The 14,711-nt window shown below is 68.3% G+C and carries 11 protein-coding genes; 4 read left to right on the top strand and 7 right to left on the bottom strand.

Annotation, left to right across the window (positions count from 1 at the left end; translation table 11 throughout):
* Nucleotides 1-682: 682 nt before the first annotated feature.
* Nucleotides 683-808, bottom strand: a complete 126-nt coding sequence (locus tag POL67_RS35615) for a hypothetical protein (protein WP_271925086.1) — start codon at nt 806-808, stop codon at nt 683-685.
* 9 nt (nt 809-817) lie between these two features.
* Between POL67_RS35615 and POL67_RS35620 the strand changes: the two genes are divergently transcribed.
* Nucleotides 818-1,105: a WD40 repeat domain-containing protein gene (locus POL67_RS35620; RefSeq protein ID WP_271925087.1), complete on the top strand. Its 288-nt coding sequence runs from the start codon at nt 818-820 to the stop codon at nt 1,103-1,105.
* A gap of 3 nt (nt 1,106-1,108) precedes the next feature.
* Here POL67_RS35620 and POL67_RS35625 read toward each other — a convergent pair whose 3' ends face one another.
* The 3 genes from POL67_RS35625 to POL67_RS35635 form a co-directional block, all read right to left on the bottom strand.
* Nucleotides 1,109-2,791, bottom strand: a complete 1,683-nt coding sequence (locus POL67_RS35625) for a hypothetical protein (protein WP_271925088.1) — start codon at nt 2,789-2,791, stop codon at nt 1,109-1,111.
* Between the two features lie 110 nt (nt 2,792-2,901).
* A complete protein-coding gene (locus POL67_RS35630; protein WP_271925089.1) occupies nt 2,902-3,672 on the bottom strand; it encodes a hypothetical protein in 771 nt (256 codons plus the stop codon).
* A 222-nt stretch (nt 3,673-3,894) separates the two neighbouring features.
* On the bottom strand, nt 3,895-5,553 hold the full coding sequence (locus POL67_RS35635; protein ID WP_271925090.1) for a sigma 54-interacting transcriptional regulator: 1,659 nt from the start codon (nt 5,551-5,553) through the stop codon (nt 3,895-3,897).
* 301 nt (nt 5,554-5,854) lie between these two features.
* Here POL67_RS35635 and POL67_RS35640 point away from each other — a divergent pair, with 301 nt between their 5' ends.
* On the top strand, nt 5,855-6,331 hold the full coding sequence (locus POL67_RS35640) for a hypothetical protein (protein ID WP_271925091.1): 477 nt from the start codon (nt 5,855-5,857) through the stop codon (nt 6,329-6,331).
* Nucleotides 6,332-6,340: 9 nt separating this feature from the next.
* Here the strand turns inward: POL67_RS35640 and POL67_RS35645 are convergent, their stop codons facing one another.
* Complete coding sequence (locus POL67_RS35645) at nt 6,341-8,323, bottom strand: caspase family protein (RefSeq protein WP_271925092.1); 1,983 nt, start codon at nt 8,321-8,323, stop codon at nt 6,341-6,343.
* Nucleotides 8,324-8,566: 243 nt separating this feature from the next.
* Here POL67_RS35645 and POL67_RS35650 point away from each other — a divergent pair, with 243 nt between their 5' ends.
* Nucleotides 8,567-9,205, top strand: a complete 639-nt coding sequence (locus tag POL67_RS35650; protein ID WP_271925093.1) for a hypothetical protein — start codon at nt 8,567-8,569, stop codon at nt 9,203-9,205.
* 43 nt (nt 9,206-9,248) lie between these two features.
* On the top strand, nt 9,249-12,434 hold the full coding sequence (locus POL67_RS35655; RefSeq protein ID WP_271925094.1) for a serine/threonine-protein kinase: 3,186 nt from the start codon (nt 9,249-9,251) through the stop codon (nt 12,432-12,434).
* A gap of 417 nt (nt 12,435-12,851) precedes the next feature.
* On the opposite strand, the gene POL67_RS35660 is transcribed toward POL67_RS35655, so the two are convergent.
* On the bottom strand, nt 12,852-14,111 hold the full coding sequence (locus tag POL67_RS35660) for a hypothetical protein (protein WP_271925095.1): 1,260 nt from the start codon (nt 14,109-14,111) through the stop codon (nt 12,852-12,854).
* Nucleotides 14,112-14,209: 98 nt separating this feature from the next.
* On the bottom strand, nt 14,210-14,629 hold the full coding sequence (locus tag POL67_RS53825) for a DUF1801 domain-containing protein (RefSeq protein WP_271925096.1): 420 nt from the start codon (nt 14,627-14,629) through the stop codon (nt 14,210-14,212).
* Nucleotides 14,630-14,711 lie beyond the last annotated feature (82 nt).

Raw genomic sequence — 14,711 nt, forward strand, 5'->3', positions numbered from 1 at the left:
TTTGACATTCGCGCATCTGGAGGGGGCTGCCATGTACTTCGCCGGTGGACGCTTTACTGCGATGAAACTGGGCGATCGAGCCATGTTGACCGATGAAATCAAGGAGATGCTCCTGAAGCACAGCCTCGTCGCAGGTTACGATAGGGGCCAGCGTTTCGCTGTGGAATGCGCCATCGGGATGCACGCAAAACCAAGAAAAACAAGACAGTGGGGCGGCGGGGTGACGGCGGCCATGCGCGGGGGTGAAACCGGCGGGTTATTTTCCCGAAGCGCACCTCTGCCAGTCGTCGTGCACCGAGGGGGTCGCCACGTGTCGACCTCTGCCAGTCGTCGTGCACCGAGCGGGTCGCCACGTGTCGACCTCTGCCGGTCGTCGTGCACCGAGGGGGTCGCCACGTGTCGACCCCTGCCGGTCGTCGTACACCGAGCGGGTCGCCACGTGTCGACCTCTGCCGGTCGTCGTGCACCGAGGGGGTCGCCGCGTGTCGACCCCTGCCGGTCGTCGTGCACCGAGGGGGTCGCCACGTGTCGACCTCTGCCGGTCGTCGTGTACCGAGGGGGGCGTCACGTGTCGACCCCTTCGGGAGAGGCGGCTCCAGGACCCTCCTGGTTCGGCCACGAACTTCGTCACGCCTCGCTGGCTCGCTGGCCTCGGCTGATCTTGCTCGAGGCCGGATGTCCGTCATTGCTCGACGTCGCGCGCGGCGAACTCCGCCGCCGCACGCTCGATCTCCGAGCGCGTCGAGGCCACGTCGTACGCCGCAGGCACCTGGGAGAGTGCCGCGCCCTCCGCACCTTCGAGGGGCATGCGTCTGCGGTGCAAAGTGTCGCATTTGCCCCGGATGGCAAGACGCTCGCATCCGGTTCGTACGACAATACGGTCAGGCTATGGGACGTCGCCACCGCCCAATGCCTCGCCATTCTCCTCGCCACCCGCGAAGGCTGGGTCGCTTTCACCCCCGACGGCCGCTACAAGCTCGGCGGCGACATCGGCGGCTCCTTCTGGCACGTCGCCGGCCTCTGCCGATTCGACCCCGGCGAGCTCGACGAATACCTCCATCTCCGCCTCCCCGACGACGCGCCCTTCCTCCCCGTCACCCCCTGACGCTCACACCTTCGTGAGCGCCGCCCGGCCCGCCTCCACGAAGACCTCCACCCAGCGCTCGACCTCGTCGCGCGTGACGCCATGACGCAAAGCCATCGTCGTCGCCGTCCCCGTGCCCCGAAGCACCGCAAGGACGGCCTCCTCCCTGCGAAGGCTCTCCTCGCTGCTCCCCGATCCCGCTCCACGTGGCGCCCCCCGCTGAATGCCCGCCGGGCATCGCCCGATGGGGAGCCGCGCGGCCGGGTCTCCGAGGAGCACGTAGGCCGAAAGATCCTGTCGTTGCATCCAGAGGTTGGCACGACGCACCTTGCTCGCCAGATCCTCCACGAAAGCAGAGGAAAGGCTCGCCCGATGAGCGCGCTCCTCGTAGGAGATCGTCAGCTCCGTGCTCACGGAACGAAAAAACCGCGCAAGCTCGTGGTGCGCGACGCCGAACCGATGCCCGTGCACGAAGGCCTGGAGAATCCCCTGGAAACGCTCGGCGCGGCTCCGCGGGACGAGGCCTCCTCCATCGACGTCGTAATCGAGAAAGCTCCAGGTCCACGCGAGATCCACGTGCCCGACCACGCCGAGCGGCCCCTCGGGGTTCGCGAGCGCGGCCTGCGGCAACGCTGCGACAAACGGCGGATCGCCTCCCCGGGGCAATGCGGCGAGCGCCTCGTCTGCGGCGTCTCCCACGACACCGAGCTCGTGGAGCCTGGTGAGCCAAGGTAAATACGCGCTGCGCAAAGGCGTGCCCGCACCATAACAAGCGAACAGGAACCACACGCCGCCCGGCAAAAATGGGCCGTGGGAGATGTCGTTCGCCGTGAGGAGGTCCCCCGCGCGACCGAGGACCAGCGCGCCCTGGTGGGCGTGTTGCTCCTCGCGCGATCGCCATCCCGCCCTCGGGATCCCCGCACCGTGGCTCATGGTGAAGAGCATTCCGGCGCGCGTGCGTGCCGCCTCGCGAAGCAAAACACCGGCGGCGCTCGTCAGGTCGAGCGCCGTGCCCATGGGATCCGTCGGGATCTCGACGATTCCATCGGCGTCGAACGTGCCCGCGGCCTGGCCCTGCCGCGCAATGTCGAGGCTGGGCTGCACGAGGTAACGATGGCCCTCCTGCATCGCCCGCGTGCCGTCCAGCACCGCATGATAAAGGGCCCGCGCGCGCGGCGCCTCCACGGCGTTCGCCCAGCGGAGCGCTTTTTCGACGTAGGCCTCGTATCCGCGGTCCTCCCCGAACGCGAGTCGACCGACGAACGTCTCGCCGCCGAGCATCTGTTGGAGGTCCCAGGAAATGAGCTCGGGGCCTCCGAGCAGGGCGAGATAACGAGGCCGCGCCGCCTCGCGCCGCCCGACGGCCTCGCGATACTCTTTTTGGATCCAGGCCGCGGCGGCGACGGGATCCATTCCGGGATCGACGCGGTACACGAGCGCGTCCTCCCCTTGCTCTTCCTCGCGTTTTTTCCGCAGCGGCGCAACCAGCGAAAGCAAACGATCACCGGCGGAGCCCTTGGGCGCGACCAGGGCCCAGCGTTGCTCGGGGAGCGCGTCCGCCGGAGCGTCGACGTTGGCCAGGCGTTCTGAGGCCTCGGGCGGCGCGTCCTGCGCAGGCGCGTCGAGCGTCGCCGCGAGCGGGAGGCCTTCGTCGAGGAGGGGGCGGTGATCGTCAGCGTGGGCGAGGAAGAGCTGAATATCGGTCAAGGGGCCCTCGAATCGCAATCCATCGTCGTCGAGTCAAGCGGAGCGCGCAACCCTCTTGGTGGCTTGCGTGCACGCTCGGAGCGCGCGAGGGCCCCGATGGGGTCGTTCCGTCAGCCGCAGGAGCCGCTCCAGGACGACATGATGCCCGGAGGCGAGACGGACGCCGCGGACGAGCAGCTCGCGCCGTAGGTGCCGCTCTTCGTCACGCCATAGGTCCACGGCGTCGAGCAGACGACGCGCGACGACGCATAGACCGGGGAGCAGCCGAAGTTCGTGCACGCCTGCGCCGAGATCGTGAACGTCTCGCAGCCGCCGATGCACGAGACCTGCGCGAGCGCGGCCGCGCCGGAGTACCCCGAGACGGACGAGCTCGGGCCGGTATAAAAACCGATGTCACACGAGACCGTCAAATTCGCACTGCCCGGCGCCGCCGCGATGTTTTTCGCGGTCTCCTGGAGGTTCGCGAGCTGCGCCTTTCGCTGCGCGATCGCGTCGTTCACGGCCGGCTCTTCCTCCGCCTGCGAGGCGCTCCGCGCCTGGAGCTCGGAGAGCTCCTTTTCGGCTTGCTCGATCGCCCACTTGTGCCCCTCGGCGCCGACGACGATACGATTCGCGCCTTCCTGCTCCCCGTTCTCCCATACGCCCGGAGCGAGCTCTTTCCACGCCGCGTTGGGCACGAGCGAGAGGGACTCGCCCTCCCCCCTGCGCTCGAGCTTCATTTCACTCTGCGCGGGGATGCCCATCGCCCCGCTCTCGTCGATGAGCGCCTCCTCGACGCCCTCGGGCTCCGGAGAGGCCATACATCCGGCCATCACGGCGCTGCCAGCCATCAAAGCCGCCGAAACGAAACGAAACACAAAGATCGAATTTGCATTGTTCATGGCGATGCTCCTCGCGTTTGGCATGAAGGGCCGCTCGTCCTTCGTCGCGGCCTCTGTCCCTCCTATCTGCAGCGACCGTGCCAGGTCTTCCGTGCACCCCGCCCCCCTCTTTTCGTGCAAGCGAAGGACGTCACGCCCGCGCGCTGACGCGTCGGCCGCGCGATTCGCCGTGTGCCGAAGGAATTGACGCGTCAGCGACGAGGAAGCCGGCGTCCTCGACGTTCAGGCGAGGCCGAGCTCGCGCACGCGGCGCAAGAGCGCCTTCTCGGAGACCTCGAGCTGCTCGGCCATCCGCGCGAGATCGCCTCCGAGCTCACGGTGGCATTGCGTGATCTCCTGCGCCGTGAGGGCCCCCGCGGTGCGACACCCGGGGAACCGCTCGATGAGCAGGTACGTGGATGCCCTTGAAATGCGGAGCTTCTCCGCGCTGGCGGCGAGATCCCAGCGACACATACGCAAAACTTCGCGGAACTCGGCCTCGGTGACGTCAGCGGGCTTTCGTCGACCGGCGCCGCGAGCGGCGGCGGCCGGCGGCGAATCAGCCGTGGGTTCTTTCGGAGGATCGGGTGGCGCCGACGCGATGGGCCGCGGACTCTCCGGCTCTCGCGCAGGTGGCTTCACGAGCAGCCGCTCGACGGCGGGCGTCATCTCCGCGCGATTGCGCCCGCGATTGGCGATGACGATCTGGCGAACGACGTTCCGGAGTTGCCGCACGTTGCCCGGCCAGTCGTAGTCGGCAAGGCGCGCGACGAGGGACGCGGGGAACCACGGCTTCGCGTCGCCGGCCGGGGGCGCGAGGCGCTGCGGTTCGCCGATCTGCGTGAGCTCCTCGCGCAAGAACCGCACGAGCAGCCGCCCGATGTCGTCCCGACGCTCGCGCAGCGGCGGAATCCATATCTCGTACGCCGCGAGCCGGTTGAGCAGCGGCGCGCGAAACGACCCCGTCGCGACCTTCCCTTCCAGGTCCGCGTCCGTCGCGGCGACGACGCGCACGTCGATTTTGCGGAGCTGCGGGGAGCCCACGGTCTGGATTTCGCCCGTCTCGAGCGTACGCAGCAGCACGACCTGAAGCTCGACCGGGGCCTCGCCGATCTCGTCGAGGAAAAGCGTGCCGCCGTGCGCTTGCTCGAAATACCCGACTTGACGCTTGATCGATCCCGTGTATGCGCCCTTTTCCGCGCCGAAGAGCTCGGACACGGCGAGCGACGGCGCAATCGCGCCGAGGTTGACCGCGAGGAACGGTTTGTCGCGGCGCGTGCTCGACCGGTGGATCGCGCGGGCGACGAGCTCCTTGCCGCTGCCGGTCTCGCCGCGGAGCAGGACGGGCAGGTCGAGATCGGCGACGCTGCGGATGTCCCATAACACGCGATGGAGGCCGTCGCTCGCGCCGACGAGCTCGCGAGCCTCATCGCCCTGGCCTCCGTCGAGGACGCCTTCGAGCGTGCCCACATGATGTGCGAGAAGGACAATCCGGTGGCCAAACTCGATCACGACGCCGCGAGCGAGCTCCTTGGCGGAGAGCACCGCGCTCCCTCGGACGAGCTGGCCGCGCAGGGTCACCGCGGTGCCGCTGTCGCCGATATCGATGCGCACGCCGCCGTCGGAGGTGCCGGTGAGGTGGATGGGTTTGCGGCTGAGATAGTCGTCGCCGAGGGGCTTGCCGTCGCTGGCGCCGGGAGGAGCGAACGCGGGCGCGTTGCGGGAGAGGGCGAAGGGTCGATCGGGAGCGCTGTCGACGAGGACGCGATCCCCCACGCGGTCGAGGACCGGGTGGTAGAGGATCGTCAGCGAAAGCGTCGGATGGTCGTCGCCGGATGCGGTGGCGGTCCCGCGGCCCCCGAGGGTGGTGCGGCTGAATCCGGTTATCCTGCCGGTCGGCATATATCGGCGATGGTAGGACGGGGGGGTGTGGCGGGGCAAGGGGGAAGCGAGCAAAGGCTCCGGAATCGAGGCGAAGGGGAACAGCCAGCGAGCACGAGCGGGCTGACGCGTCAACCCGCCGTCGCGACGTCAGCCCCGTCCACGGACACGTCAGCCCAATCCGTGGACGAACGTTCCTCGCGCGGCGGGGCTCGAAAAACGTCGCGGCCTGGCAGGCACGGAAGCTGCTTTTGGGGGATGCGACAAGGTCACCCCCCGTTCTTCGAGAGGTTTTATGCTCCGCGACATTCGGACCCCCAGGATGCTCCTCTGTGCCCCCTTCGCAGCGCTCGTGATGGGCTGCAGCACGACCGCCACCATTTCTCGGATCAACGAGCCCGACATCGAGGGGAAGATCATCTCGGCCGACGACGGTATCCTCATGGTCGAGACGCGCGCCGGACACGACTCGATTCCGCTCCTGAGCGTCACGGACATCGACCATCCCGGGAACGTGGCGGCGACCATCGGCACCCTGCTCACCGGATATGGTGTCGCGAATATCATCGTCGGGGCACCGGACTGCGAAAGGGGAGGCGCCGCCTATTGCCTTGGTGTCTTCCTGCCGGCGACGATCGGCCTCCCGCTGATGATCTGGGGCTTCACGACGTGGGGCAAATCCCAATACGCCGCGACCCCGCGCTCGCCGCGCAGCGACGTGAGCTTCACCGTGCTGCCGGCGGCGTCGTTCGAGAAAAAGAACACGTTTCTGGGGGCGAACGCGACGGTCTCCTTCTGAACCGCATCCTCAGGGCCGGCCCGCGGCCTTGACGATCTTCACCATCACCACCGTCGCCGTCCACCGCTCCGCGGGCTCTTCCTCGTCCGGCACCATCTCCCTCCGCGTCACGCCCATCGCCTCCGCGAACGACTCCTTCACCTGCAAGGAGCGCAGATCCACCTCGGGTGACGTCGTCCCCACGACGACGAGCCGCTCGACATTGGATGCCCGTCCCGCCGACACCCTGCACGGAAATGCCCGGCCGAGATGCCCTCGCAGCCAGAACGTCTGCCGCCGCCAGGGCGCGATCTCGAGCTGCGTTGGTCCGAGGATCTCCACCCTGCCGCTCGCAGAGCAGTTGATCACCTGCGCAAAGATGGGCGCAGACGAACGATTCTCCACGGAAAAACATACCGGCTGGCCATCGACGAGCCGATATCGATACCGGTGTTCGGGATCGGGCTCGGCCTCGGGGAGCGGCGGGTCGGCGAGCTCCTCGGGGACGAGCACCCCAGCGTTGCGCGCGTCGAGCACCCGCATGCGCAGGACGCCCGGCCCATCGAGGCATCGCCGCGCGAGGCGGAGCGGCAGGTTGTAGCGCGCGTAATGCAAGAGGCCCTGGAGGAGCGCCCTTCGCTCCTCCCCCGACACCCACGCGAGCGGGGCTTCCCCCGCGGATCCGGTCACGCCAAATCCGAACACCGCATCGCCGATCCACCGTCGCCCGTCGGGCGAACGCCCCACGAAAACCTCCACGTCACGCTCTCCGTGCTCGGAGGCAGGCACGACCTCGAACGGCCCCTCCGCCGAAAGCCACCGCGCGAGCTCGGCGTCGAACGGATCGAGACCCACGAGCAGGACATCCGTCTTCCCGGGTTGGACGAGCCGACCTCGCGCCCCCTCGCCGAGGTGAAATGCGCTTCCCACGGGCAACGCCGTGGCATACGAAGGCGTCGCGCTCTCGACACGCAGGAGCCCGCGCCTCGCGCCGAGGTCCTCGGGAGAATGCAGCGGCGGGAAAAACGCCGGGCTCGGCCCATAGACCGCAACCGTGGCCCCCGGCCCGAGCCCGACCCGCGAGCCCGCATGAATCCGAACCTTGCCGTCGAGCTCGCGGATCGAATACCCGGGATCCTGCTGACGGAAAGGCCCGCCGAACAGATGCCTCTCGTTCCGCCCCACGAGGCACGGGTGCTGGGTCGGAAACTGGGACGTGACGCGCCCGCGGAGGGCCTGCCAGACATCCGCCCATCGCAGGGCCTGCAGCCTCTCGTCGGGCTCTCGGGCGAGCAGGTCGAGGAGCGCCCCCGTGAACGCGCCGTGGCGATGGCCGCGGGCATCACGCCCCTCGTGGGCGGGCTCGCTCGATTGCGCGGACGCGACGACCAGGAATCCGGGGTCCGAAGGATCAAACGACGAGAGGAGCCCCGCATCGAGCTCTCCCCCGCCACGCAAGGCCACGGGGGAGAGCATGTCGGGACCGTCGACAGAGCAGAAACGAACGGCGCTGTCCTCTGCACGCCCAAGGGAGCGCGTCGCGCCCGCCGAGCAGCAGCAATCCAGGACGACCGTGAGATCCTCGGTGCGCGCCGCGATACGGCGGAGCAATGCGTTGATCTCGTGGTCGAAAAGCAAGTCCCCGCCCGCGAGCGCATCCACCGGCACGAGCGCCTCGCGCGTGGTGCGCGTGCCACGCGGCAACGTCTGCGTGCCGTGCCCCGAGTAATGGATGAACACCCGATCGCCCGCTCGAACCTGATCCCCCGCGAGCGCCTCCAGCGCCGCGCGGAGCCGCTCGGCCGTGGGGCGGTCCTCCGGCACGCGGGATCGCCGCGACAACCGCGGGTGGGGCGCGACGAGCTTCGTGATCGCCTCGGCCGGTACAGCGAGCCGATCGAGGAAAACAGCTTCCATCGCGTCGACATCATTGGCGCAGCCGTGGAGGGGCTCGACCCGCGCATAGGCGTCGATTCCCACCAGCAGGACATGGGAGCGAGGAGGAGGGTTCATCCTGCATCCATGGGACCAGAAACCACGTCCTTCGTAAAGGACGCCCGAGCGCTTCGGATGGACCGTCGGATGACAGACACCTGACGCGCGCCCGCGTCACTGACGCGCGCTGACGCGTCAGTGACGGACCAGGGGCCCCGTGTTCCCTGGTGACAGGGCAGGCACGGCGGCTGCATGATGGTTTGTGGACGAGCCGCGAGAAAACCGCGCGGCCTTGGTCGCAAAGAGGGACGGAGGGACGAAATGACGACGACGGGCCTGCTCGATCTCGGCGCTGCCGAAGTGGTCGATCGAACGACGGGGGAGCTTCTCGGATACGTATTCACCTTGGCGAGCGGCAAGGGTCAGCTTCAGCGCTGGCTGCTCTTTCGTGATCCGCGGAACGAGCTCGAAATCCGGCCGCCGCCCGCATCCATGGCGAGCTTCACGCTCGCCGATTGGCAGGCCCAAGTGCCCAGCCTCTGGAGGCCGAACGGATATTACGTGTGGGCGCAGGCCGACGTGTACCCGCACGGCGAGACCTGGACGCAGATCCCGCCGGCCTCGGCCCTTCCAGAGCCCTCGTTCCCCGAGCGCCCCGGGAGCAACTACCAGCTCGATTACACCGGCGGCAAGGTGATCGACGTGCTCCAGGAGGATTGGCGCGGCTCCGCGTATGTGGTCCGGGGCCTTTCGCAGACGTCGAGCATCGAGTACTGGTCGCTCCCTGCGCGTTACCGTCCCGCCGGGAGCACGCGCGCCGTCGTCTCCGTCGGGACCGAGGAAGCCACCTCGCTCGATGCGTTCGTCCGGCTCGCCAACACGTCCTGGGGGCCCGGATGCAAGTTCGTCATCACGGGCTGCCTCAATCACCACGGGACCGCGGCCCCCTTCGCTCCCTGAGCTTCCCATTGCGTCGAAGTCCGGAGCCCAGTAGCCTCCCGGCATGCCGTCGGAGATCGACGCAGCCGGGACGCTGAAGGGGAGCGAGGATCTCGCGCACAGCCACGCCGAAGAGCGAGCTCGATCCGGCGACCCAGCGCTCGCTTCCACCATTCCGCTACCAGCGAATGTCGACACGCCTCCTCCCGACGACGAGGCGCCGGGGCGCGTCCTCGAGGACCGCTACACCCTCGTCCGGCGGATCGGCGGCGGCGCGCACGGGGACGTCTGGGCGGCCGACGATCGTATCCTCGGCGAGCGCGTCGCGCTCAAATGGATGCGCGTCGCGCATGGATCCATGCTCGCCCGGATTCGCCGCGAGATCACGACATTACGGATGCTACGTTTCCCGGGCGTGGTGCGGCTCCTCGACGACGGCGTCGCCGATGGCAGGCCCTTCCTCGTCATGGAGTTCATCGAGGGCCGACCTTTCCCCGGGGTGGAGCAGGTCGCCCCGACGCAACGCTTGCCGTGGCAAACCCTGGCGAGCCCGACGCTCGCGCTCCTGGAGACGCTCGCGCACGTCCATGCAGCCGGCGTCGTGCACAGGGATCTCAAACCCGAGAATGTCCTCGTTCGCCCCGATGGACGGCCCGTCGTGCTGGATTTCGGGATTTCTCAGCTCCACGCCCCCGGCTCCGAGCGGCTCACCGGCGCAGGACAGATCGTCGGCACCCCCCTGTACGTCGCGCCCGAGCAGATCCTCGCACGAACCGTCGATGCCCGAACGGACCTCTATGCCATCGGCGTGATGCTTTACGAATCTCTCACGGGCCGCGTGCCTCACGAGACGCCGGACGTCCCTTCGATGCTACGCGCGCGCCTCGTGAAGCCGGCACGCCCCTTGCTCGAGCTCGCGCCGGATCTGCCTCCCGTCCTGGGGGCCGTCATCGATCGATTGCTCGCTGCTCGTATCGAGGATCGATTCGACTCGGCCGCGGACGTGCTGGCGGCGCTACGAGGCGAATCGATGTACGTTTCCGCGACGCTCCCCTGGCTCGGCTCCCGCAATCCCGTGCTCGAAATGGTCCAAGCCGCGCGGGCAGGCCGTTCGATCGATATCGTCGGTCCGCGAGGATCCGGGCGGTCCCGCTGCATGCACGAGGCGTCCGAGGAGCTCACGGCCGCGGGCTTCTCGGCGCTGTGGACACGTCCTTCCCGGGCGCCCCTTGGCAGCCTCCATTCCATCGTGGGGGAGCCGCCGGGTGGAGACGAACTACGGCTCGATGGCGCGCTCGCGCACGCTGAGAGCGCTTTGAAAAACGTGCTGGGCGCTGGGACCGTGTTATTCGCCGACGATGCGGAGCGGCTCGACCCGTGGTCCGCGGAGATCTTGGGCCGGCATCCCAAGGGGCCGGGCGTCGTGATTCGCGCGGTCCTGTTGTCCTCCGCCGACGCATGGGCGGACGGGATCGTGATGCTGCCGCCCCTCGACGAGGCATCCCTCGTGCCCCTGTTCGCCGGACCGGACAGGCTTTTTCATCTACGCGAGGATGCCGCACGTATCTTGTGGGAGCGGACCGACGGGCTTCCTGCGCGCATCGAGGCGGAGCTCGTCATGTGGACGCGCCTCGGCCTTGCTCGCCGGGAGGGTGGTGCGTTCGTCGTGGACCGAGATGCCCTGGGGCGGCTCCAGGCAGGCCTCGCGAGCCTTCCGGGCGGAGCCACGGCGGCCCACGACCTCCTCGACGACGACGTCCACGTGGAAGAGACGCGGTCATGGCTCTCGCTCGCCGGCCGCCCCATGACCATCCTCCAGCTCGCGCGCGTGATGCGCTGCGCGCCCTGGCGCGTCGAGGCGGCTTGCAATGCACTCCTCTCCCTCGGCGCCGTGAAGCATCACGGCGCCGATCGCTTCGAGGGACGTGGGCGCATCTATCTGCCCTGGAGCGAGCAGCAGCGCGTGGAGGCGCACCGCGCCCTCGCAGGCGTCATGCAGCCAGGCGACGAGGGGCGATTGCATCATCTCCTGGCGTCCGGGCTCGTTCGCGAATCCGCACGAGAGGCCGTCGATGTCGCGCATCGTCATGCGGTCGAAGGAGACCTCGGCGCCGCGACGGCAGCGCTCGCCGAAGGACTGCGGGCAGCACGGGAGCTCGGCTCCGGGCCAGAATTGACCGAGATCCTGAGCACATGGGCGCAGGTCGCTTTCGCAGGGGGCGCACCACGCGCGCTCGATCGTGTTCTTTACGAGCTCTCGCGTCTCCGCGACCGTGACGCAGAGCTCGGGCGGATCGAGGCCCTGCTTCGCGCAGGGATCGCGGCGCCCGGGGCGGGCGCGCTCAAAGCCCTCGAAATGGCCGATGACATCGGTTCCTTCTCGGATCCAGAGCTCGAGCGACGACGGCAGCGAATCCGTATCGTCGCGGTCGCGGCCCGCGCGTCGTCCTCGCTCATCGCGGAGGTGCTCGAGGAGATCGAGGCGTGGGCCGAGGACACCGGACATCCGCTCGCCCTGCTCTGCCTCGCGGAGGGGCGCGCGCTCCTGCGATACCACGAGGGGCGCTTCCAGGAGGCGGCGGCGCTCCATGCGCAGGCCGCGGCACTCGAGCCGTGGACCACGGGGCGTATTGCGGCGATGCTCAACAGTGCCTCCGCCTTGCTGGAGGCATTCCAGCACGACAAAGCGGCCCTTCGAGCCTCGGAAGCGCAGGCGCTCGCGGCACGGTGCCGGAATCCCTACTGGGAAGGCCGCGCCGAATGGCTGGCCCGGTCCGCGAAGTATCGGACCGGGCAAACCCAAGGGCCCGATTTCGAGCTCGTGGACGCCATTGCCCGTGTGGGGGCGCTGGACCTGGAGGCGCTGGTGTGCCTGAACGAAGGGGCGGCAGCGATGCGCGCGGGCGCGCGGGACGCGGGCGCGGCGCTCGCCGACCGGGCGGCCACGATATGGCGCGGGATGGGGCGGCCCTTCGCGGCGATGCTGGCCCGAGCGCTCGCCCTTGCCTGTGGCGCGACCGCGGACGCGGGCGAGGTGCAGGCGCTCGCGGAGCGGGCGATGAACTGCAAAGGTCCGGGCGTCGGAATCCAGACCCTCGGGCTGCTGGGGCCGATCGCTCCCGAAGCGAGGGAGCAATGGCGAGACGCGATCGCGGGGCTCGTGCGCGACGTGCCGGAAGCGAGCTGGGATCAGCGGATGGATGTGCTCTCCGTCCACGAATCGCTGGACGGGCTCCTCCATCGACGCTGACGCGGAGGGGCATGGAGGGGCGCTCTGGAGGTCCACGCTGTCGCGCAGCGAACGCCGAAACCTCGCTTTTGTCGCTGGCAAATTCTGCCCCGAGAACCGGATCCCGTCTTCGCGCATGCTCGAACGATGCACAGGAGCCCCCAACCCCCACCCCTCGCCCCTTCCGACCTCCGCACAGGACGAGCGCGACGCCGTTCGGGATCCGAAAACCGTCGCGCCCGACGCGCCCGGCGCCCTCGAGCACGTCCGAACATCCCGCCGGGGCTCCTGTGCATCGTTCGGACATTTTCAAACGTGACGCACACCACTTCCTGTGCCTCGTTCGAGCATGTCCGAACGAGGCGCCGGGAGACCGTCGCGGGGGTTGCGCGCGTCCGAAGGCTCGAACCTGCTTTCATGCCGTGATTTGCCGGCTCCTCAATCGACGCTGACGCGGATGGGCATGGAGTGCGTCACGACATCCCAGCCGTCGGCGTCGACGCCGTCGATGACGACCAGAAACAGCTCGTGCTCCCCCTTCGGCAGACCGTCCGCGTTCAGGCGCAGGCGGATGGCGCCATTCCAGCTCTCCCAGTCCTGCACCTCGCGCAGTGTGGCGCTCTGGAGGTCCACGCTGTCGCGCAGCTCGACGCGCCTCCAGCCCGTCTCGGCCGTGTTGCCGACGAGGACGCGGCTGTCGTCCGAATAGAGCTCGCGCACGTCCGGCTTGGGGAGGGGATTGTCCACGCCGTCCTCGATCTGACCGAAATTGCCGAAGTAGTTCTGCTCGACGAAATGACGCAGCCGCAGGTTCGGATCCGCATAGATGCGCTCGGCTTGCTTGTTCTGGCTGATCAGCGTCTTGCCGTTCCTGTGGACGCGGGTGACCAGCTTGCCGTCCTCCTGCCCTTGCGTGCCGGTGAAGACCATCATCTCCAGGAGCGCCCAGTCCCCATTGCTGTCGGCGGCCTTTCCGCCGTAGTAGGTGGACTTGTCCATCGCCGATCGGTTGACGTAGGTGATCACGCCCCCGCCGCCGGCAAACCAGCTATGCACCTTGATCTCGCAGTCGCCGTCGACCACCGAGTTCTCCCAGTTCACCCGCTCGTGCTTCCACTGATAACTCTTCGCGTACGGCATCCCGTCGAGGAGCATCACGTTGCGCACGTAGTGGGCCTTGTAGAAATACCGGTGCTCCTGGATGGCGAAGCCCGGATCGAAGCGCCGGGTGGCATTGTAATGGACGCTGTCCTGGGGCGTGAACAGCACCTTGCCGCGCTTCGGGTCGAGCTCCACCGTGGTGGGGCCGCCCAGGTCATGAAAGGACCAGCCGTCGCCGCTCACCATGGTCGTACCCGGCGGCAACGACTCGATCTTCCCGTCGGCGCCGCCGAGGAAGGTCTTCGTGACATCGTTGCTGCCGAAGTCGCCTTCGATGTCCACCAGGTCGCCATGGCGGTACATCAACGGCGCGGCGCCGCCCTGCCCGCCTCCGCCGCCTCCGCCGCCCGAGCTCGACGAAGAGGTCGTCGCGCCCGCGCCGCCCTGGCCGCTCGACGAGGTCGGATCACCCCCGCCCCCGCCGCAGCTCGCCGTCGCGAGGGGCAACCCCGCGAGGAGCGCCCACGCGAGCGCGGACGCGAGAACCGACGGAGGAGAGCGGCGAGGGAGTCGGAACGGAAGAGAATGGACGTTCATGGACATAGGCGTACCCGGCTTGGCTTTTTCTTCTACACGCGTCGATAGCTTGTACTTCGTTGCAAAGGTGCGGGGGCGATTCGCACGGTTGAGAGAAGCTACACGTGCTCGATCCACTGGCGAACGACGTTCACGAAGGCAGCCCGCTTCGCCTGGATGTCCTTCGCGTCGCGGAACTTCACCGACGCCCGGTCCTTGCCGAGCCATTCGAGCAGCGATTCCGGGTCGTCGAGGGTGACGCCGGGGGTCTCTCGTTTCTTCGCGCCGAGGTGCAGGATGACCTGCACGCCGTCCTTCGCGCGCAAATGGAACGTCGCGAAAAACTCCGACGTGCGGAAGCTCGGCGCGTTCCACTTGATGCCCTCGCCGATACGGTCATCGACGCCGAGGATCACCTGCCGGATCTCGCGGATCTCCTTCTCGAAGGGATGATCGAGCGACGCGAGGAACGCCTCCACGTCCTCGGGCGCGGGCGCAGGCCGTTTTGTTGTTTTTTTGCTGGTGGCTTTTATCGTCACGGTGCGCTTCTCGTCACAGCTCGATGGCCTTTCCGCCGGCCGCCGTCCAGGCGTCACGGGCGCGAATTCGATCCGAGGCGAA

Origin of the sequence: Polyangium mundeleinium (assembly GCF_028369105.1) — a bacterium.
Lineage (GTDB): Bacteria > Myxococcota_A > Polyangia > Polyangiales > Polyangiaceae > Polyangium > Polyangium mundeleinium.